This is a genomic window from Blautia sp. aa_0143 (assembly GCF_004167315.1).
GTDB lineage: Bacteria > Bacillota > Clostridia > Lachnospirales > Lachnospiraceae > Blautia_A > Blautia_A fusiformis.
Window position 1 is genome coordinate 19,812 of record NZ_RCXU01000024.1, and the last position, 21,690, is coordinate 41,501.

15 protein-coding genes and 1 tRNA gene are annotated in these 21,690 nt (G+C 45.6%); 1 reads left to right on the plus strand and 15 read right to left on the minus strand.

Annotated features, from left to right (window positions below; all coding sequences use genetic code 11):
- Positions 1 to 3: 3 nt before the first annotated feature.
- The 7 genes from EAI83_RS12610 to EAI83_RS12640 form a co-directional block, all read right to left on the minus strand.
- A complete protein-coding gene (locus EAI83_RS12610) occupies positions 4 to 2,772 on the minus strand; it encodes a CDP-glycerol glycerophosphotransferase family protein (protein WP_129975607.1) in 2,769 nt (922 codons plus the stop codon).
- A 23-nt stretch (positions 2,773 to 2,795) separates the two neighbouring features.
- Entirely contained in the window at positions 2,796 to 4,460 is a 1,665-nt protein-coding gene (locus EAI83_RS12615; RefSeq protein ID WP_129975609.1) for a CDP-glycerol glycerophosphotransferase family protein, read from the minus strand.
- A gap of 14 nt (positions 4,461 to 4,474) precedes the next feature.
- Positions 4,475 to 5,671, minus strand: coding sequence for a CDP-glycerol glycerophosphotransferase family protein (locus tag EAI83_RS12620; RefSeq protein ID WP_129975611.1), 1,197 nt, complete (start codon positions 5,669 to 5,671; stop codon positions 4,475 to 4,477).
- 27 nt (positions 5,672 to 5,698) lie between these two features.
- The gene (locus EAI83_RS12625) at positions 5,699 to 6,622 is read right to left on the minus strand and encodes a hypothetical protein (RefSeq protein WP_129975613.1); all 924 of its coding nucleotides are present in this window, start codon (positions 6,620 to 6,622) and stop codon (positions 5,699 to 5,701) included.
- Between the two features lie 24 nt (positions 6,623 to 6,646).
- Positions 6,647 to 7,549, minus strand: a complete 903-nt coding sequence (locus EAI83_RS12630; protein ID WP_015527398.1) for an undecaprenyl-diphosphate phosphatase — start codon at positions 7,547 to 7,549, stop codon at positions 6,647 to 6,649.
- 130 nt (positions 7,550 to 7,679) lie between these two features.
- A complete protein-coding gene (gene carB, locus EAI83_RS12635; RefSeq protein WP_129975615.1) occupies positions 7,680 to 10,895 on the minus strand; it encodes a carbamoyl-phosphate synthase large subunit in 3,216 nt (1,071 codons plus the stop codon).
- Positions 10,895 to 11,971 carry a carbamoyl phosphate synthase small subunit gene (locus tag EAI83_RS12640; RefSeq protein ID WP_015527400.1) on the minus strand — a complete coding sequence of 359 codons (1,077 nt, stop codon included), beginning with the start codon at positions 11,969 to 11,971 and terminating at the stop codon, positions 10,895 to 10,897. The genes carB and EAI83_RS12640 overlap by 1 nt, the downstream gene beginning before the upstream one ends.
- A gap of 237 nt (positions 11,972 to 12,208) precedes the next feature.
- On the opposite strand from EAI83_RS12640, the gene EAI83_RS12645 reads away from it, so the two are divergent.
- Positions 12,209 to 12,292 (plus strand) — tRNA-Leu (locus tag EAI83_RS12645).
- A 67-nt stretch (positions 12,293 to 12,359) separates the two neighbouring features.
- Here the strand turns inward: EAI83_RS12645 and EAI83_RS12650 are convergent.
- The 8 genes from EAI83_RS12650 to EAI83_RS12685 all read right to left on the minus strand — a co-directional run bounded on the left by EAI83_RS12650 (position 12,360) and on the right by EAI83_RS12685 (position 21,686).
- Positions 12,360 to 12,827 (minus strand): signal peptidase II, encoded by a 468-nt coding sequence (locus tag EAI83_RS12650; RefSeq protein WP_129975617.1) that lies wholly within the window; start codon positions 12,825 to 12,827, stop codon positions 12,360 to 12,362.
- 81 nt (positions 12,828 to 12,908) lie between these two features.
- Positions 12,909 to 13,565, minus strand: coding sequence for a zinc ribbon domain-containing protein (locus EAI83_RS12655; RefSeq protein WP_129975619.1), 657 nt, complete (start codon positions 13,563 to 13,565; stop codon positions 12,909 to 12,911).
- A 42-nt stretch (positions 13,566 to 13,607) separates the two neighbouring features.
- Positions 13,608 to 14,993, minus strand: coding sequence for an ATP-dependent Clp protease ATP-binding subunit ClpX (gene clpX / locus EAI83_RS12660; protein WP_022426973.1), 1,386 nt, complete (start codon positions 14,991 to 14,993; stop codon positions 13,608 to 13,610).
- A gap of 136 nt (positions 14,994 to 15,129) precedes the next feature.
- Positions 15,130 to 16,695 carry a S1C family serine protease gene (locus EAI83_RS12665; protein WP_129975621.1) on the minus strand — a complete coding sequence of 522 codons (1,566 nt, stop codon included), beginning with the start codon at positions 16,693 to 16,695 and terminating at the stop codon, positions 15,130 to 15,132.
- Positions 16,696 to 16,845: 150 nt separating this feature from the next.
- Complete coding sequence (locus EAI83_RS12670) at positions 16,846 to 17,775, minus strand: glycosyltransferase family 2 protein (protein WP_129975623.1); 930 nt, start codon at positions 17,773 to 17,775, stop codon at positions 16,846 to 16,848.
- Between the two features lie 71 nt (positions 17,776 to 17,846).
- Positions 17,847 to 19,199, minus strand: a complete 1,353-nt coding sequence (locus EAI83_RS12675; protein ID WP_092072540.1) for an LCP family protein — start codon at positions 19,197 to 19,199, stop codon at positions 17,847 to 17,849.
- 18 nt (positions 19,200 to 19,217) lie between these two features.
- On the minus strand, positions 19,218 to 20,621 hold the full coding sequence (locus EAI83_RS12680; RefSeq protein ID WP_022426969.1) for an undecaprenyl-phosphate glucose phosphotransferase: 1,404 nt from the start codon (positions 20,619 to 20,621) through the stop codon (positions 19,218 to 19,220).
- A gap of 108 nt (positions 20,622 to 20,729) precedes the next feature.
- Positions 20,730 to 21,686 (minus strand): glycosyltransferase family 2 protein, encoded by a 957-nt coding sequence (locus EAI83_RS12685; RefSeq protein WP_092072543.1) that lies wholly within the window; start codon positions 21,684 to 21,686, stop codon positions 20,730 to 20,732.
- Positions 21,687 to 21,690: the final 4 nt, after the last annotated feature.

Consider the following 21,690-nt stretch of genomic DNA (forward strand, 5'->3'; position numbering starts at 1 on the left):
ATATTACCGATTCTCGATGATCCTCTCATAAACTCGTTTGGAACAGTTACGGTCATTAAATGCAAAGGTCTCATCCATTCGTTTCCGATATTCCTCTTTCATCTGACAGCCGTCTGCCATATATTCGATGATCCGGTCCACAGTTCCGTCCAGTGTATGCTCCACCTCTCCGAAGCCATCTCTCTCATAGTCAAAGTATCCCTCTGTGTAGGAATGCGCGCCACTGAAAAAGCTGTCTCTGTCAAACTGGGAGTATACGATGGGTTTTCTCAAATATGCAAAATCAAAGGCAACCGAAGAATAGTCCGTGATCATCAGATCGGTCTGGGCAAAAATGTCCTTGTAGGAATAAGACGAATCCATAAATTTTACCCGTGGATTATGACGGAACATATGCAGACCGTCAATGGTATTTGGGTGAGGCATGAAGCAGATGGTATATCCGTACTTCTCTGCCGCTCCCAGAAGTCTTTCGTTGTTGAGAAGATCATCATAAAAATGGAAATATTCGCTTTCCTGAAATTCTTTTCCAAGCTGCCATACCCCTCTGGCATCGGTTCCTGAGGAAAGGCTTTTGCGCCAGGTAGGCATCACCGTCACATACTTACGCTCATCATGGACCAGACGGTCATAACGCGGCATTCCCGTAAGCCAGATATTTTTTTCCGGATAAAAATAGTCATAGGTAAAGGCAGAATCATATTCCGGCTTTGTGCTGACGATAAATCCGAAAAGATTACGGTTGTATTTATTCAGCCACTTGGACTGGTTGTCTTTGGTCACACCATGCTGTAAAAATACCAGCTTTTTGTCATAGATGATATCGCGGTACAGATACTCCAGCTTTCCAAAAGGATTGATCACCGGTTTGTTAGCCTGGGAGGACAGTGAAAATTCATTCAGCAGGAACAGAAGCTTATGCTTCCAGGAGAAAGGCTCCACAACCTTTCCAAGCTTCTTCATTTCCACATAATCCTGTGTATCCTTGTTGACTACAAAGTACGGCTCCACCGTAGGGTCCGGATTGGCGCAGAGATAGCGGAACATCACTTCGCCGTTATCATCTCCGCGTGTTGTACGATCGGAGATCAGCCAGATCTGCTTTTTCTGCTTCGCCTTCTGCATCTCGTAGAGCTTACGCACGAGAACTGCCTTTTTTCCGGCCTTTCCCTGAGAAAATATTGCTTTGGTGCGTTTTTTCTTCAGCTGTTTCTCCCTGCTCTGACTGTATGGCTCTACCATTACTTCATACTGATGGCCCAGAACCTTTGCATCTTCCTGATCCTCTCCACGGATCATCCGTACTTTTTCGTTAAGATACAGAAGCTTATCCTCTATATGCAGGAAAAGCGGCAGCTTCTTTGTAAATGGCACATATTTTCCGTAGGAAATATTGTACATTTTGTTTACATTTCCATCTGTGCCTGTGCCCCAGCTGATAAACTCCCGGATCTCGGAAAGCGGAATGTCCACGATATACAGCTTCTCAACGGCACTTTCTTCTCTGCACCAGCCGGTTCTTTCCAGTGTATATTTCCATCTGGCTTCATAGGTGTTGCCACCAGTCATCATATATGCACGGTTTGTCCTGCTCACAGGCTCCACAATGGAAAATTCACAGTGCAGCTGGTCTTTTTCCGGCTGGAATATCTTGACACGGAGATTGTCATATATGGGATTCAGGATCGTGTCTGCCTGATCCGGAATTTTTTTGCATATATCCGGATAATATTTCCGGAGAAGATATACTTTGTTTGCCCTGCTGATATGCTGATTGGACATCACGATCTCCGGAAACTCCATCTGCTTCAGGAAGCTTTCGATGCCTTCCTCATATCTGCACTTTTTCTCTTCATCAAGCTTCTCGTTATCAAATATGATATCAGCTATTTTTGCGCTGTAATACAGCAGCACATAATCTGCATTTTTTTCATGAACAGGATTTTCTTTTATTCTGCAGTCTGCGATCTTTCGGAAAAATTCCTGATAAAATACCTCCAGCTGGTCCGGATCCTGCAGCATATTCTTCCAATCCTCCACCATGAGATGGTCCGCAAGGATCTGCACATAGATATCTTCCCCTGAAGCCACTCCCAGACTCCGGCAGCTTACAACGGACTGATATACCATGGTCATCACATCCAGATACCAGATCTCCGGACGGATCTCGGATACCCATTTCACCTGATCTGCGGCAAATGTGTAAGCGGTATACAGCTGATGCAGAAGATATACATTGTTATCCAGCGTTGTTTTTTCTGTGAAACGGTCACAGTAATTATTATGCTCCCGCACATGGATATTTTCTTTTCCACGGATCTTTGTTAGGACAACATCTCTGTTTTCTTCCTCAAAGCAGCGTCTGATCTCTGCACTGGATTTTGGGGAAAAACGGATTCCGGCTTTTGCAAAAACAACATAGCTTCCGGCTATCTTATCCTTCAGCTCCGCCACAAGATCCCCGCATTCCAGTCCGTCAATATATAAAAGATCCCGGTCATCCAGCATCTCCCGGAAACGAGGATCCTCCGGATTGAACTCTCCGTAGATCTTATCCAGCTCTTCGTCCTTGAGCTCTTTCTCCTTTTCTCCGGCTTCCTCCAGCTCCCGCATGTCCCGTTCATCAGGAATATCCATATCTCCTGCAATGCATACTGCAAGGATCTGTACCGTTCCTTCCGGTGTGACCTCACGTACATTTTTAAAGGTTCTGTAAAGCTTTGCGGTATCTTTTGCAAAAACAACTACTGAAAATTCATACTCCCTGTTCATATTGCTCCTTTTGTATCCTTACATTAAAATTTTTTCTCTTTCAGCCTTCTTTTCAGTTTGTCCGGTATTTGAGCATTGGCTATATATTCATAAATTCGTTTGCTGTTGTCATTGTCCCTGTAGGGAAGAAGCTCATCTCTTCTTCCTGAAAATTCCGGTTTTTCACGGAATCCGTTCCTCGCATATTCTCCGATAAGGTCTACCAGCTGGTTCTGATCCCATGCCAGATCTCCGAAAACATCTTTTTTGTAGTCCATATAGCTTCCCTGGACTTTCTCATAGGTTTCCAGATCAAAGGGATAAAATACCACCGGTTTTTCCTGATAGTAGACATCCCAGGAAACAGAAGAATAATCGGTGATCAGCATATGACAGCTCATCAGAAGCTGATTCAGCGGCATAGTCCCAAATGGGATCAGACGGATATGCCTGTCTTCCACCTGAAAGCTCCGGATATGTTCCCGGAATTTCGGATGGATATAAAAATTCAGCGTGATATTTTCCTTTTCCAGAAGAGTCTTAAGCCTCTCATCCTGCAAAAATGCTTTATAACGCTGATAGTATTCACTTTTTTTAAACTGCTCCTCGCTGATATCCTCCAGCCAGCTTCTCCATGTAGGCATCAGCAGGATCTCTTTATGAGCCGGATCCGACTTGTCCTCCAGCACATCCCATCTGGCCAGTCCGGTGATGATGATCTCTTCATTATCGTATCCGAAATAATCATGGATGATCTTCTGTTCATAACCCGAAGACACCACAAACAGTGCCATCTGATTGCCTCCACCTTTGTGGAAGGTCCTGTGGCATTGCTTGAAGCCCATCACTCCATGCTGGAGAAATACGATGTTCTTCCGTGCCTGATACAGAACCTTGTAGATGCTGTTGGGCGAATCCCAGATATAAAAATGCCGGATCGCATCGGTGGATATCAGATACCGTGCAGCGCTGAGATAGATCATGTACTTAAATGACATGAACTGGATCACATTGGCATCATACTCTTTTACAGCCTGATAATCCGGACATTTTTTATCTATTACATAAAAAATCCGACTTCTGTCCTTCTCCGGTGCATGCTCCATACAGTACCGGAAAAAATAGAGGCCGTTGTCCTGTGCCATTGTACAGTATTTCTCGCAGATCAGCCATAATTTCTTATGATCCCAGTAAGGCTTCAGGATAAAATAACAGAATAATGCGAGAAATTCTTTTGATATAAATGCATAGCTGTCATATTTCGGATCATATTTCCGGTATTGAATGGTAAACTGCCTTGCTCCGTTGACAAAGGGATAAACCATATGCCCATCCCCGGTTCTGGTCCATCTTGGAAAAAGGATCAGCTTAAGTTTAAGTTTTGAACTTAGGCCTCCCAGGATCGCATCCTCATAATTTCCTTTTCCTTCTTTATCCACAGATGCCACCACATCCCAGAATGCGGTTTCCATCGGATACTGATCTACATTGATCTGTGCATGATACACGATCGTATTTCCTTTTTTTGCTGTCTGCATTTCAAAAGGAAAGCTTGTATCCAGCACTGCATTTCGCTGTTTCAGCTTCAGGGAACGGATCCTTCCTCTGGATCCTTCCAGCTCAAAACTGATCTTTATGGTTCCTTTTGTCAGCGAAAATTTCCTGGTTTTTACCTTGATCTCCGCCGGAGCCTCCATTAACTGCTGCAATTTTTCACCACCTGTTACATTTCTTTGATCGCTTTGTAATTTCTTTCACAGTTCTTTGTATCCCACAGATCAAAATATTTTCCGTGTCTTTCCAGATAGATCTCTTCATTGGCAAATCCCTGCTTATGCAGGCAGATCAGCCAGTCCGTTACTTCCTGTTCCGTTACACATACCGGACCGAAGCCATCTTTCCGGAAATCAAAATACCCGATCTGATGATGACTTTGCCGGAATTTTTCATTGTCAAACTGGTAGTAGACCAGTGGCTTTTTCATGTAGGCAAAGTCCATGGCCACACTGGAAAAATCAGTCACCAGCACTGCGGACTCTTTAAGGAGTGTCTGCACATCGTACTCAGGCCAGGACGCCACTGTGATCTTCGGATGATCCACATGAAAATATTTCAGGAACCGATGCATTTCCCTGTGCGGATAAAAGATGATCTGAAGATCGTTCTCCTCAATATAGCGGATCAGTCTCTCATCCTTGAGAAGTGCATCCCAGTACCGGTAATAATCGGTTTCCATGAATTTCTGTGCTTCCAGCTCGTGATCAGAGGCTGAGATCTCATTGCGGATATACATACGCCAGGTCGGCATGATCAGAATCTGGTTCTTTTTTACCTTCATATCATGAAGCTGGTCAAAACGACACAGTCCCAGCTCCTGCACATAGCCTTCCGGATATCCGTACCGGTCATTGACATATTTCCACTCATCATAGGTACTGGTAACAAAAAGGCTCATTTTTGTATGGGGATAATACAGAAAACTAAGATCTGCCGTAATGATCCCATGCTGCAGGAACGCCCGCTTGTTCCGTAGGATTCCGTAAACCTCCAGCACATAGCAGATGGCTGCGTTTGGTTTTCCCATTTTCTGGGAGCTGATATTTTTTGATGCAGCCAGATAGTAGATCCAGTGGCGGAAGCTTCCATACTGGATCACAGGTCCCAGATTTTTTACCCGGGCATAATCCGGAGATTTTCTATTGATGGCGTACACTGCATCCTCACTGGTATTTTCTCTCAGATATTTGTACAGCCAGAATCCGTTATCCCGGCATTCATTCTCTGTATCACAGAGAAGCCAGAGATCCCTGCGAAAAAGTCTGTAGACCATCGCAATGGGAAATGCCAGGATAAACTTGATGATGTGAAGCAGATCCCCAGGTTTTACTCGTTTCAGTTTTTCAAGAAATGTCTGTTCCATGTTTCCCTCTGTTTACAGGATCCCGGTTTATTCCTCTGACCAGTCTCCGTTATCATCCCAGACAATCTCTCCGTCTCCGCTGTCATCTGTATCTGTACTGTTGTCAAGAGAATCGTCACCGCTTCCGCTGTTGCTGCTGTCATCTACATAGTCGCCGCTATCATCACTGCTGTCATAGTTTCCATCATCACTGCTGTTGTCGTAGCTTCCGTCATCGCTGCCGTCGTAGCTTCCGTCATTACTGCTGTCATAGCTTCCGTCATCACTGTTATCATAGCTTCCATCATCACTGTTGTCATAGCTTCCATCGCTGCTGTCGGAAGAAGTATCCGTGATACCGGAAGAACTGTCTGTCAGATCTGAAGCATCTGTGCTGTCTGCGGAATCACTGCTGTCCGCCTCACTGTTATCCGTTTCCACATTGCCAATAGTGCTCTTCTCACTCTTGTCACTGAGGCTTGTATAGGTCAGGTATGCTTCTCCGTTATCGATCATCAGTTTTGCCTTTTCCATATCGCTCAGCTGTACACTGTAGATCTCATAGGCATTTCCGTCTCCGTCTACGAGCTTCATATCATAGATGGCATCTCTTGCAGAATCCGGGGTGTAATACATCTGCACCTGCTCCGCATCTTTGATGGTAGCTTCTGCAGGAACAAGACTTTTGCCCCATTCTTCCCCTCCTGCCGCGCGGAGATAGATCTCACGGATCTCTCCCTTCGTGCTGTTGGTAAGATAAACAAATTTTGCAGTACTGGTCTTTACACCGATCAGCTTCGGTGCAGGTGTAGATGTAGGAAGCGGTGTGGATGTAGCCGGTGCAGCCGTAGGTGCGGCTGTAGGAACCGGTGTTGGTGTCACCTCTGCTGTTTCCTTTGATGATTTTCCACAGCCGGCAATACCAAGCGCCGTCACTGCTGTCAGTACGATCAAAAGCTTCTTATATTTCATAATGATTACCTCCAGATTGCAGTTTTATGCTAAAAATGTTTTTCCAACGAAGTATCCGAGCACCAGGATACCAAGGATGATCCTGTACCAGCCGAATACTTTAAAATCGTGTTTCTTGATATATCCCATCAGGAATTTGATGGCAAGAATAGATACCACAAAGGATACCACAACACCTACGATCAGGATGATCAGCTCTGTAGAGCTGAAGGCAAAACCGAATTTGACCAGTTTCAGAAGACTTGCTCCGAACATAACCGGAATTGCCAGGAAAAAGGTAAATTCTGCTGCAACTGTACGGGATGTTCCTGCAAGGATTCCTCCGATAATGGTAGATCCGGAACGGGATGTTCCCGGAATCACGGAAAGCACCTGGAAGCAGCCGATGATCAGCGCTGTCTTAAAGGAAAGCTCATCCAGTCTGGTGCAGGTTGGTCTGCGGCGTTTGTTGTAGTTCTCGATAACGATAAAAAGCACACCATAAACGATCAGCATGATGGCAACGACCACATAGTTGTAAAATTTCTTTTCAATAATGTCATTAAAAGGAAGAGCGATGATGATCGTCGGCAGACATGCTACCAGGATCTTAAACCAGAGGATCCACTTATCCTTATCACAGTATTTTTCTACAAAAGTAAGGACAGTTCTGGGTACTGCCGGCTGTTTACGCAGTGCCATCTGTGTTTTCTTCGGGATTTTTCTTATGTAAAAAGGCCACAGCTTGTTCCAGTACAGTACAACAACTGCCAGGATCGCGCCAAGCTGGATCACCACCAGGAAAAATTCCATAAATGCCTCGGATACATTCAGCTTGATGAACTCATCCACAAGGATCATATGTCCGGTACTGCTGATCGGAAGCCACTCGGTGATTCCCTCCACAATACCGAGAAGGATAACCTTCAGTAATTCTATAAAAATCATGTTAACTCCTTTCCAAAAGCAAGATAAGGACAGGGCCGGTATGTGAACGACGGCCCCGTCCTTATCAGTATATTACATATTTGACAATTCGTAAACTTTTAATTTTTTATTTCACAAAATTTACAATTTTTTATCGATTGTCGATGGTGGCGATATCTACCAGAGTCAGGTTGTTCAGGTCTGTATTCTCAAGACTTGTAACCAGAGCCTCTGCAGTATCAAGGCTTGTAAGTACGTTAACACCTGTCTCAATGGCATTACGACGGATCACGAAACCATCTTTCTGATGCTCAACACCCTGTGGCGGTGTGTCGATAACAACATCGATCTTGTGGCCAAGGATCAGGTCCATCAGGTTCGGAGACGGCTGCTCCAGTTTATTGGTGCGTGTTACCTTGATTCCGTTCTCAGTCAGGACATTTGCTGTACCTCTTGTTGCGAAGATACGGTATCCCTGAGCCTCGAAGCGTTTTGCGATCGGGATGATGTCCTTCTTATCCTCATCCTTAACAGTGATGATCATCTGTTTGTGTTTCGGAAGACGGATTCCTGCCCCGATGAATGCTTTGTAAAGAGCCTCGTTGAAGGTCTTAGCAATACCAAGGCACTCACCTGTGGATTTCATCTCCGGTCCAAGGCTGATATCTGCGCCTCTGATCTTCTCGAAGGAGAATACCGGCATCTTGATTGCGAAGTACTCTGCTTCTTTCTGAAGTCCCGGTGTGTAACCAAGCTCTTTGATCTTATGTCCAAGGATAACTCTTGTTGCAAGCGGAACGATCGGGATTCCTGTTACCTTGCTGATGTACGGTACTGTACGGCTGGAACGCGGGTTAACCTCGATGACATATACATCCTCGCCTACAACGATGAACTGAATATTGATCATACCGATTACATGAAGTGCCTGTGCAAGACGGCGTGTGTACTCGGCGATGGTATCTTTTGCTTTCTGGCTGATGGTCTGTGCCGGATATACGGAAATACTGTCTCCGGAATGGATACCTGCACGCTCGATGTGCTCCATGATTCCAGGGATCAAGATGTCCTCACCGTCGCATACCGCATCGACCTCGATTTCTTTACCCATGAGGTATTTATCAACAAGGATCGGATGCTCCTGTGCGATCTGGTTGATGATTCCGATATACTCTTCCACATCCTCATCGCTGACAGCGATACGCATTCCCTGTCCTCCAAGTACATAGGACGGGCGGACAAGTACCGGATATCCCAGCTCGTTGGCAGCTTTTTTCGCCTCTTCTGCTGTGAATACAGTGTGTCCCTTCGGTCTCGGGATCTGGCATTTCTCAAGAATGGCATCAAAGAGCTCTCTGTCCTCTGCTGCATCTACGTTCTCAGCAGATGTTCCAAGGATCTTAACGCCCATCTTGATCAGTGCCTCTGTAAGCTTGATGGCTGTCTGTCCACCGAACTGAACAACAGCTCCGTCCGGTTTCTCGATATTTACAACATTCTCAACATCTTCCGGTGTCAGCGGCTCAAAATACAGCTTATCTGCAATATCAAAGTCTGTACTTACTGTCTCCGGGTTGTTGTTGATGATGATGGTCTCATATCCCTCTTTCGCAAATGCCCATGTACAATGTACAGAGCAGAAGTCGAACTCGATACCCTGTCCGATACGGATCGGGCCGGAACCAAGTACCAGGATCTTTTTCTTATCTTTTGTCTCGATTGCTTCGTTCTCTGTCTGGTCATCGCCGTATACAGAATAGTAATATGGTGTCGCTGCCGCAAACTCTGCTGCACAGGTATCAACCATCTTGTATGCTGCACGGATGCCGTACTCTTTACGCAGGTCTTTGATCTCAGCTTCTGTCTTTCCTGTCAGGTCTGCGATGATGTAGTCCGGGAACTCCAGACGTTTTGCTTCCAGAAGAAGGTCTTTGTCCAGCTTCTGAGTTTTCAGAGCCTGCTCCATCTCAACAAGGATAGCCAGCTTATCGATGAACCAGATGTCGATCTTTGTGATATCATGAAGCTTCTCCTGGGAAACATTTCGTCTCAGGGCTTCTGCGATCTTCCAGATACGGCGGTCATCCACAATGTTCAGCTCGTCCATCAGTTCTTCATCAGAAAGATGTGAGAAATCATAGGACATCAGACTGTCTACATGCTGCTCCAGGGAACGGATAGCCTTCATTAAAGCGCCCTCGAAGTTATGGCAGATACTCATAACCTCACCGGTAGCCTTCATCTGTGTAGTCAGTGTACGTTTTGCTGTGATGAATTTGTCAAATGGCAGACGCGGGATCTTAACAACACAGTAATCCAGCATCGGCTCGAAGCTTGCGTATGTTTTGCCTGTGATGGCGTTCGGGATCTCATCCAGTGTGTAGCCCAGTGCGATCTTGGCTGCAACCTTGGCGATCGGATAACCGGTAGCCTTACTTGCAAGTGCGGAGGAACGGCTTACACGAGGGTTAACCTCGATAACGCAGTACTCAAAGCTCTCCGGATGAAGAGCGTACTGTACGTTACATCCACCTGTGATGCCAAGCTCTGTAATAATGTTAAGAGCAGATGTACGGAGCATCTGGTACTCTTTATCTCCTAAGGTCTGGGAAGGAGCAACTACGATGGAGTCACCGGTATGGACACCAACCGGGTCAATGTTCTCCATGTTGCAGACTGTGATGCAGTTTCCTGCGCTGTCTCGCATTACCTCGTACTCGATCTCTTTCCATCCGGCGATACATCTCTCTACAAGAACCTCGCCTACACGGGAAAGACGGAGACCATTCTCAAGGATCTCACGAAGCTCCGGCTCATTATGCGCGATACCGCCGCCGCTTCCGCCAAGTGTATATGCAGGACGGAGAACAACCGGATAACCGATAGTCTGAGTAAACGCAACACCGTCTTCTACAGTTGTTACGACCTTGGATGCTGCAACCGGCTCGCCGATCTTTTCCATTGTATCCTTAAATTCCTGACGGTCCTCAGCTTTACGGATCGTAGCTGCTGTGGTACCGATGAGACGTACATTGTGCTCTTTCAGGAAGCCCTTTTCCTCAAGCTCCATGGCAAGGTTCAGACCTGCCTGTCCGCCCAGTGTAGGAAGTACACTGTCCGGTTTCTCTTTGAGGATCAGCTGCTCTACGACTTCAACAGTCAGAGGCTCGATGTAAACTCTGTCTGCGATGTCTTTATCTGTCATGATGGTAGCAGGATTGGAGTTTAAAAGTACAACCTCCATGCCCTCTTCCTTCAGGGAGCGGCATGCCTGGGTTCCTGCATAGTCAAACTCTGCTGCCTGGCCGATTATGATCGGGCCTGAGCCGATTACAAGTACTTTTTTTATGTCCTTATTCCTTGGCATTATTTCTCTCCTCCCATCATCTTCATGAATCTGTCAAAAAGGTAACTGGAATCCTGTGGTCCAGGGCATGCTTCCGGATGGAACTGTACAGTAAAGATGTTCTTTCCGTTATATGCCATACCCTCGTTTGTTCCGTCGTTGACGTTTACAAATGCAGGATGTGCGATATTTTTCTCCTCAAGTCCCTCTGCGTCTACAACGTAGCCATGGTTCTGGGAGGAAATATATACTCTTCCTGTCTCAAGGTCTTTAACCGGATGATTTCCGCCTCTGTGACCGTATTTCATCTTATGGGTGTCTCCGCCTGTTGCAAGAGCCATAAGCTGATGTCCAAGACAGATGGCAAAGATCGGTACATCAGAGTCGTAAAGTTTTTTGATCTCTTTAATAATAGAAGTACATTCCTTCGGATCTCCAGGTCCGTTGCTGAGCATGATGCCGTCCGGATTGTCTCCAAGGATCTCTTCTGCAGATGTCAGAGCCGGGTAAATAGTAACCTGGCATCCTCTCTCATTCAGTGAGCGTGCAATGTTTTTCTTGGCGCCCAGATCAAGAAGGGCAACCTTCGGTCCGTTCCCCTTAAGCACTTCCTTTTCGCGGCAGGAAACCTTCTCTACCACTTTTCCTGTTGTATATGCTTTTAATCTGGGGATGATTGTATCCAGGTCATAGTTCTCGTCAACTGTGATCATTCCGTTCATAGTTCCCTTCTCACGAAGGATCTTAGTCAGTGCTCTGGTATCAATTCCTGCGATTCCCGGAATGTCGTTTTTGCTCAGAAAATGCTGAATGGTGTCTACGCTTCTGAAGTTGCTGGGAACTCGTGATAATTCGCGTACAATAAATCCGTCAATCCACGGCTTCCTTGATTCCTGGTCATCATAACAGATTCCGTAGTTTCCGATCAGCGGATATGTCATACACACCGCCTGTCCTGCGTAAGAAGGATCTGTCATTACTTCCAGATAACCGGTCATGGAAGTGTTAAAGACAATTTCACTGATGACTTCCCTTGCAGAACCAATGCTAGTTCCTGTAAATACATGGCCATCTTCCAATATCAGAAATGCTTTCATACAATCTCCCTTTCTTTGTTCTCTTATTTTATCCTAAATCTTCAAGATTGTATCACAGGAATCGTCATTTTTCAACACCATATGCAAAAAAAATGTATAAAACTAACTTAAAATATTTTTTTTGAATTTTTTTAATTTTTTTGAATTTTTCTATTGACATTATCCAATTCCTGAGTTATTATAAGTGAGCAGTCGACGAGCGGAGCAAACAAAGCGAAGTAAGCCGGTTGACAAAATGCAGGAATGGCGGAATTGGCAGACGCGCAGGCTTCAGGTGCCTGTGGTCGCAAGATCGTGTGGGTTCAAGTCCCATTTCCTGCATTCTTTTTTATTTTATCCAAAATCAAAAAAACAGAAGCGCCCAACACCGGCACTTCTGTTTTTTTATTTATTTTTCTTTTTCAGAAAAGATCTCTCTCCCGCCCCAGAGAAGCGCACCTGTAAATATGAAAAGATCCGAAATATTAAATACGACCTTCTTAAGCTTCGGATTTTCCACATTCAGGCTCACATAATCCGTGACGTATCCCTTTCTGCGACGTTCCGTATAATTATTCAGACCGCCGCCCAGGATCATGGAAAGCCCAAGCTTGGATATGCGTGTGCCTTTTTCTCCGGAAGTACGTATATACTCCCAGATTGCACCGCCCAGCACCATAGATGCAAGATCTCTCAGGAATTCTTTATCTTTGTTTTTTAATATTCCAAGCATCATCCCATGATTATGGCAATTTCTTACGATCAGTCTGCCTCCCAGGCACTTTTCCTTCAGATCTTTCTTTTCCGATGTGTTGATTTTCTTCTTTATATAATAGTCTGTACCAAAGATTCCCGCCGTCAGTAAATTCCACAACATTATTCCCTCTCCTTATTTCTGTGGTCTACATAATACTCAGGCAGGCTCCCACTGGGGAAAGCCTGCCTTATATGCTTATGGTTATTCTGTTTTTTCTTCTATTGTTTCTGTATTTTCCGGATCAGCCGCAGGCCCCTCTGTTTCTGCAGATCCCACTTCCGTTCTTTCCTCTTCCAATTCCGGATCTGATCCTGATGTTTCTGTTTCTGACGCTTCTACTGTCTCTTCCGGATCTGCTACCACTTCTGTAGCTTCTGCGTTTTCTTCCGCTTCTGTCTCCGGTACTTCTGTCACCTCTGCCTCAGCAGCCTCTTCAAGCTCCTCATCTGCCTGCTCGATCACATCGGCAGCTTTCTCTTCCAGCTCCGCTGTAGGACACGCCGCTCCGCAATACGGACAGAAGCTGGCCTCCCGCATCACCGCCTTATGGCAGGCCGGGCAGAACTTCTCCCCTTTACTGGCAGCGATCGCATCTCTGTAGTGATCCGCCTCCAGCATGTGCTGGCTGATTTCCTCGCAGATAGCTCCCGTCTCACCGTCAACGGCTTCTCCCTGCTCATAACGTGTATAGATCATCTTTCCGATATCCATCATCAGCTTTTCGGTCATACGCTCCTGTGCAGAGAGCTTGTTACGGATCTTCTGGATCTCATAGAGATTCTCTGCTCTGGAACTTAAGCCCTTTGCCTTTCTTGTCAGTGTGTTTCCCAGATCATCCCAAAAACTGCTTTTTGCCATATCTGTCACGCTCCTTTATATATTAAAGAATCTTCTTGTTTCTTATCCTTCCAGTGCCGGGATCTCCTGTCCACGCATAAGGATCTTCGGACCTCCGTTGCCCTGAATGTATCCCTCTGTGATCACAACCTCTCCGATATTGTCGTCCTTCGGGATCTCATACATGATATCCAGCATATATTCCTCCAGGATAGCCCGGAGAGCTCTGGCTCCTGTATGGCGTTCCAATGCCTTACGGGCAATGGCATGTAAGGCACCGTCCTCAAACTCCAGTTTTACTTCATCCAGTGCCAGAAGCTTCTTGTACTGTTTCAGAATAGCATTCTTCGGCTCCTTGAGGATCTTCACAAGCATATCTTCCGTCAGCCCGTTCAGGGTAAAGATGATCGGAAGACGACCGATAAATTCCGGAATCATTCCAAATGCACGGAGATCATCTACCGTTACTTTCTCCAGCACATGCGGATCATCATCATATTTGTCCTTCAGATCTGCATAAAATCCGATAGACGCCTGTTTATTCAGTCTTTCTTTGATGATATTCTCAAGATCCGGGAACGCACCGCCACAGATAAACAGAATGTTCCTTGTATTTACAGTCACCATAGGTACCATGGCATTCTTGCTGGTAGCACCTACCGGAACTTCCACTTCACTTCCCTCCAGAAGTTTCAGAAGTCCCTGCTGGACAGCCTCTCCGCTGACATCTCTCTGGTTGGTATTCTTCTTCTTTGCGATCTTATCAATCTCATCGATGAAAATGATCCCGTGCTCTGCCTTCTCCACATCATTATCTGCAGCTGCAAGCAGCTTGGATACTACGCTCTCGATATCATCACCGATATAACCGGCCTCTGTAAGAGATGTGGCATCTGCAATAGCAAGCGGTACCTGAAGAAGTCTGGCAAGCATCTTCACCAGATAAGTCTTACCGCAGCCTGTAGGTCCGATCATCAGCATATTGGATTTCTCGATCTCAATATCATCCATGGTATCTGTGGCAACTCTTTTATAATGGTTGTATACACCTACAGACATTACCTTCTTGGCATATTCCTGTCCGATCACATATTCATCCAGAGTTGCTTTGATCTTATGTGGTGCAGGAATATCTTTGAGATCGATCACCGGCTTCGGAGTTTCTGATTTTTTCTTGATCTTCTTCGCCTGGTTTCCGGGATTCTGGAAACTGCTGAGATCGATCATGCTCACATTCGGCATGTTAAAAAGATCGGAATAATTTCCATTGTTCATCTGGGTGTTCATAGTATCAAAGCTTTTCTGCATGCAATCCGCACAGATATGTATATGATTAGGAAGGTCGATCATCTTCCCTGCCTGACTCTCCGGTCTGCGGCATAAAAAACAGAATTTCTCATATTTCTGCTCCTGGTCATTGTCTTTATTATTATCAAACTGATCTGCCATAACATTTCCTTTCTGGTTTTTATTATGCATATTATAGCACATAATCCCGCTGTATCAAATTAAGTTTTTATAAACCGGGGAGCTGCATGTTCTTATGCAGCTCCCCGGTTTATAAATGGTTATCCTGTATTTTCTTTTATTTGTCAGAAGAGGGTTTGCTTCCGAGGGTCACTTCAACCGTCTGTTCCTTGTACTCTCCACTGTTCGCTCTGGAGATCACCACTTCGATGGTTTCTCCTGCCTCATAATACTGCAGCTTATCAACAAGGTCATCCTTGCCGCTTACCTTCTGTCCATCCAGCTTCACAATGATATCGCCTTTTTTGATCCCTGCATTATCTGCTGCGCCGCCTTCCGTTACCTCAGTAATAAAAGCACCTGCCGGCATATTATACATCTGGATGGCTTCTGTTGTAAGATCGGCAGCCTTGACTCCCATATATCCTACCTTGGAAGAATCTTCCACCTTATCTCTGGTTTCGCGGTTCATCAGTTCTTCCAGGATCGGCTCTGCCTTGGAGATCGGAATGGCATATCCCATGCCTTCCACCTGACTGTCTGCATACTTGGCCGCATTGATACCGATCACTTCACCGTTCATGTTCAGAAGTGCACCGCCACTGTTTCCGGGATTGATCGCTGCATCAGTCTGGATCAGTCCGCTGGCTTCTCCGTCCTCTGTACTGATGCTTCTGTTAAGGGCACTTATCCATCCGGAGGTAACTGACTGTCCATAGCCCAGTGCATTGCCAATGGCAACCACCTGCTCACCGACTACAAGATCGTCCGAGCTTCCCATCTGTGCGATCTTGATCTCATCCATGGTCTCATCCGGAATATCGGATTTCTCCACTGCCACCACTGCCAGATCATTCTCTTCATCGGTGCCTTTGATCTTGGCAGAAACTGCGTTATCCACATCCGCATCTCCATCGGAGCTGCTTGCCATAGCCTGGGTTTCTTCTTCCGCTCCTACCACATCACTGCCTGCAAAGCACACAGTAAGTGTAGTCGCTCCAGATACCACATGGTTGTTAGTCGCAATGAGAAGCTCGCTGTCATTTTCTCCTACAATAATACCGGAACCACTTCCTGCACTCTGATACTGCCTCGTTCCATATCCGAAAAAGCTTGGGATCTCCTGCACACTGACAGATGTAATGGCAACGATAGAAGACATGGTTGCCTGGGCTACACCGGCCACTGTACCACTCTCTGCCACAATATCCTTCACAGCAGAATCCGCAGAGCTACTGTCAGTACTGTCCTCTGTTCCGGTAACTGTTTCTGTCTTTCCGATCGTTGTACTGCTGTCATTTCCTCTGTATTTATCTGCTGCAATATTCACACCCTGAAAAACTACTCCGGCTACCAGCCCAAAGATCACAGCCAGTGCCACCGCAGTGGCTGCTTTCTTTCCAAAGCTGTTGTTGCCTGAAAAATCTCTCTTTTTCCGCGGCTTTTTGGGCGGTATATTTCCACCGGCATAATTACCGGCCTGAGGCTGATGCACCTCATAATGTCCGTATTGGGGTTTCTCCTGCGAAGCGCCTTCACTCTGTCCGGCACCTGCATAATTGTCCTGTCCGCTCTCCTGCATCCTGCGTCCCTCAGAATAAGGATGCGTCAGCGGTTTCTGTTCTGCCGAAGCATTCTTATCCTCATCCGGCAAGTCTGTCCCCCATTTATTCTCTTCACTCATACCTCTGGTGCTCCCTTCTATGTTATCTGATGCATGTATCTGTTACTGCTCACTCCGTTCTCAGTAACATTTATTTTTCTTATAAAAGACAGTTTAACAGGGAATTGTGTTTAAACTGTGATATCTCTTTTAAAAAACCGTGACCTGCTCTTATTTGTTCTTTTTCCAGTATTCCGGATTCATGGTGCAGGATCGGATCATTTTTTCAGGGAGCTTTTTGTATCGTTTTCCGAGAAAATATCCGGCGTATTTGGAAGCGCTCTGCAAAAACAGTCCGGGGATCAGCCATATGTGGCCTGTTTTCAGAAGATATGCCATGCTTTTTTTAACCAACCGGATGCCCTCACCTTCGGAAGGCACTCCTTCAAAAACCTCCGGATGCTCCGCCTGGGAAACTCCCAGATCAAAATTCCTGTGGAACTGCTGCATACAGGTGTAATTGTGAGAATGATATACACGCGCTTCTGATACATAGGCAACTCCATAGCCTTTTTTTACCATCCAGCCTGCATAGATCATATCTTCATTAAAAATAGCATGCTCCGGAAATCCACCAATCTCATCATAAATCCTGTGATCATAAGCAGCACAGACGTTGGAGCAGAAATATGTTTTGATCCCGTAGGTCTGTACATCTTTTTCCGTTTTCAGACAGGACTGTTCCGGATAATTAAAGGAACGGGTATATTTTTCCAGAAATCTGCAGTCCTTTTTGGGAAGCTGACACGCATAAGCGGCTCCTGCCTGTGGATTCTCTGCAAGAGCTCCTACCAGTGCTCCGATCAGTTCCCTGTCTGCCGGCATTGCATCCTGTGTCATAAATACAAGGATCTCCGCATCCGAAAGCTCTGCCGCCTGCCTTCTGGTACCGCCATGGTCAAATTCTTCTTTTGTAAGATGCCGGACTTCCACAAGCGGATATTCCTGTTCCCAGGTCTCTTTCCAAAATTTCTTTTCTGTATTCATGACAAGAATCTTATTGATAGGATATTTCTGTGCGCTGAGTCTTTCCAGCAGTTTTTCAAATTCTTCTCCCGGACGGTATGCCGGGATGATCACGTCTGTTTTTAATGTTTTCATATTTGTCTCCTGTCCAGAAAGGACCACCCGTTACTGGATGGTCCCTTCTGCTGGTTGCTTATTTTGATGTTTTATTCATTCTCCGAATAATCTTCTCCGTCGGTATAATCGTTATAATCCGTATCGGAATCGCCTCCGGAATAGTCCGTATCTGTGCTGTAATCGTCTCCGGAATAATCCGTATCTGTGCTGTAATCGTCTCCGGAGTAATCCGAATCATAATCTGTGTCTGTGCTGTAATCAGCATCATCACTTGTGTCCGTACTGCTGTAATCTGTGGATGTATCTCCCTGCCACGTGTACGAATCATCCGTTGCGTCATTCGGTGTATCTGTCACCGCAGGTGCAGTGTCCTGCACGTCGCCTCCGCCTGCGATATTTGTAATCTGGGCACTTCTGTTGAGTACATCCTGCGTCGGAGTGTAACTGGTGTCTCCATACAGAAACTGATGCATCTTCAGAACATTGGATTCCAGTGTAGTAGGTACGATAACGCTGCCCTTTACCTGAGCAAATTTATAATCGTTGGGGAAGCCTGTAGTTTCATCAATACTGTAGCCGATCATAGCCGGGATCATCTTCAGGATCTCTGTTTTGGAAACAGAAGTTTTGACCATCGGGAATACCTGATCCATAATATCAAAGATAGTGGAAAGTCCTGCCTTTTTCGCCTTATCTACGATCATCTGGATCACTCGTCTCTGTCTCTCGGTACGTCCCATATCAAGACTTGCAGTATAACGGATACGGCAGTAGGAGGTAGCCTGTACACCATTAAGATGATAGGTATCTACGATCGCTTCCTCATCCTCCGGCTTCGGATCCGGCAGTTCGATCGGTGTGTAGCTCTTTCCGGTTTCCTCTGATGTCTCCACACAGTAATTGTTCATATGAACGATCTCCGCATAGGAAAGAGGGATGTCCAATCCTCCGAGGCAGTCTACCACAGTTACCAGCGCATTAAAATCAATGGCAACATAATCTGTGATATTCAGATCCAGATTCGTATTCAGCATGGAAACCGCGTTGGTCGGTCCGCCAAATGCATATGCCGAATTGGCTTTGGAATAGGTATCATCCTTTACATTGAGAAGGGTATCTCTATAGACAGACACAAGTTTGACTGCCTTCGTATCATTGTTGATACTCGCAATGATGATGGTATCACTGTTCTCTGTATTCAGCTTCTCATTCTTGCTTCTGTGGTCCAGTCCGAACAGTGCATAGGTGGTATATCCCGTCATCTGCGGTGCCTGATCATTAGTTACAATATCCTGGTCTGCAAGATCTGTTTCCTGGATGTCGATCTTATCCAGTTTGGCTGAGATCTGACCATAAACGAACAGACCTCCGATAAACAGGAGCAGTACGACGATCTCCAGGATAAATAAAATCTTCTTGCTTTTTTTCCGAGGTTTTGACATCTTTTCCTTTTCCCCTTTTTAGTATGCGTTCTTATTAATAAATCCTTTGAATATGGTAAGAAACATGATCTTTATATCAAATCCCACAGACCAGTTTTCGATATAATACAGATCACACTCTATCCTTTTTCTGATAGAAGTATCTCCACGATAGCCATTTACCTGTGCCCACCCGGTAAGACCCGGCCGCACCTGATGCTTGACCATATAACGTGGTATCTCCTCCCTAAACTTTTCTACAAAAAACGGCCGCTCCGGTCTTGGTCCCACAAGACTCATCTCACCCTTCAGAATGTTAAAAAGCTGTGGAAGCTCATCCAGACTGGTATGACGCATAAATTTACCGATTCCGGTAACTCTTGGATCGTTCTTTACTGTCCACGCCTTTTTTTCTTCTGATTCTTTCTGGATCTCCATGGAACGGAATTTATACATCCGGAAAGTCTGATTATGAAGCCCGACACGTTCCTGCTTATAGATCAGCGGTCCCGGCGAAGTCAGCTTGATCAACATACACAACACCAGCATCACTGGTGAGGACACAATGATCGCAACGATCGCGCCTGCAATATCCATAGATCTCTTGATCAGTGCATTAAACGTGTTGCTCAGGGGCACATACCGGATATTGATCACCGGAAGCCCGAGAATATCTTCTGTATATGGTTTGGTCGGAATAATATTATTATAATCCGGAATAAATTTTGTGTGCACGCCGGATTTTTCACAGAGTGCAACGATCTCTTCCAGACGATAATACTCACTTAAGCCCAGGGTAATGGCTATCTCATCCAGACGACTGGATGGAAGGATGATCATCAGATTGGCGATTCGACCGATCACCTTAACGCCCTTATAAGTAGTGCCTGCCGGCACATTGTCATCCAGTATGCCCCTGATCACGTATCCCCATTGCGGATTCTGCAGGATCCTGTCTACATATTCCTCGGCAGCACGGCTGTATCCTACCAGCAGCACCTGTTTCTGGTTCATTCCTTTTTTGCGCATATCCCGGAGAATGTAAAATATGACCATACGCACAAACCATTCCAGGACGATATTGATCACACAGAAAGAAACCAGAGTAAGACGGGAATAGTCCAGCTCTTTAAAATTGTAAAGTGCAAACATGATGATAAGGAGCCCTAACGCATTTGCCTTCACAATTCCGGCAAGTACGAGACGACGCCCCTGCATTCGCATCGGTGTATAAAGATCAAAGGCCTGATAAAGAAGTAAATATCCCGGAATAATGAATATCAGCATAAACATATATTCCTGGACGGTCTTGGACTGGACCGCCGAATGTTCAAAAATTCCCTGAAAACGGATCAACCAGGCCAGGGCATAGGAGGCCGCGATCACAAATACATCGATCAGCATATGGAGACGACTGAAATTTTTCTGGTTGTCTTTAATCAATTTCCGCCACCTCATTTAAGTTCATTGCTTTTATCTTATAATAGATGAAACTCAAAAGCAATAAAATCTTCCCTCCGAAATATAAAAATTCTGTGAAAATATGATGTCTTAACCGGCAAAACGCCTAAAAATGTTGATCCAGAGTTCAAACTGGAGCTGTATATAACGCGGAAGATTCCTCATGGAAAATCTGACTTTTTTGTTTTTGCGGCTGATCTGAAAGCCGTTTTTGATGCCTGCAAGGTACTCACGTCCGAATCCCTTGGACGCAAAAAACAGGATCTTCGCACCGAATCCCACCAGAAAAAACGGAAGGTTCAGCACGATCTGGAGAAACGGCATATTCTTATAGATAAGATAAATATTGTTTCTGGAAGAATACCGGATCTTAAACTGATTATATCTGGAGCCGCTGGTGCCGCTTCCTACATGATAAACCTTCGCTTTTGGAGCATACCAGTTCTGATAACCGCAGATCCTGGCACGATAGCCGATATCCAGATCCTCCAGATAAGCAAAATGCTCCTCATCAAAATCTCCGATCCTGTCAATAAATTTCTTCCGGTAGATCGCAGCTCCCGCACAGGTGGAAAAAATCTTCTGCTCTCGGTCATAATGGCTGATATCCTTGCCTTTTCCCCTGGCAAAAGCCCAGCCAAGGGCACAGTAATAATTTCCGGCATCATCCATCTTGTCCCTGTCATGAAGCTGGATCATCCTTGCCTGACAGGAAAATGCCTTCTTATGTCTGCGCAGGGCAGCAACCATCTCCTCCAGGAAATCCGGTTCCGCTTCCGTATCATTGTTCAGAAGTAGCACATATGGGGAACGTGCCGCATGGATCCCTTCATTGACGGCTCTGCTGAAGCCGTAATTCTCCTGAAGCTGTATCATGTGTACCCATGGATATTCCGCCGAAACAAACGCACAGCTGCCATCAGTGGAACCATTATCCACTAGTATAACCTCAAAATTACGGATAGTCTGTCTTTCAAGACTGGAAAGAACACCATCCAGATATGCCATTCCGTTAAAGTTTGGTATGACTACTGATACTTCCTGCATTGCT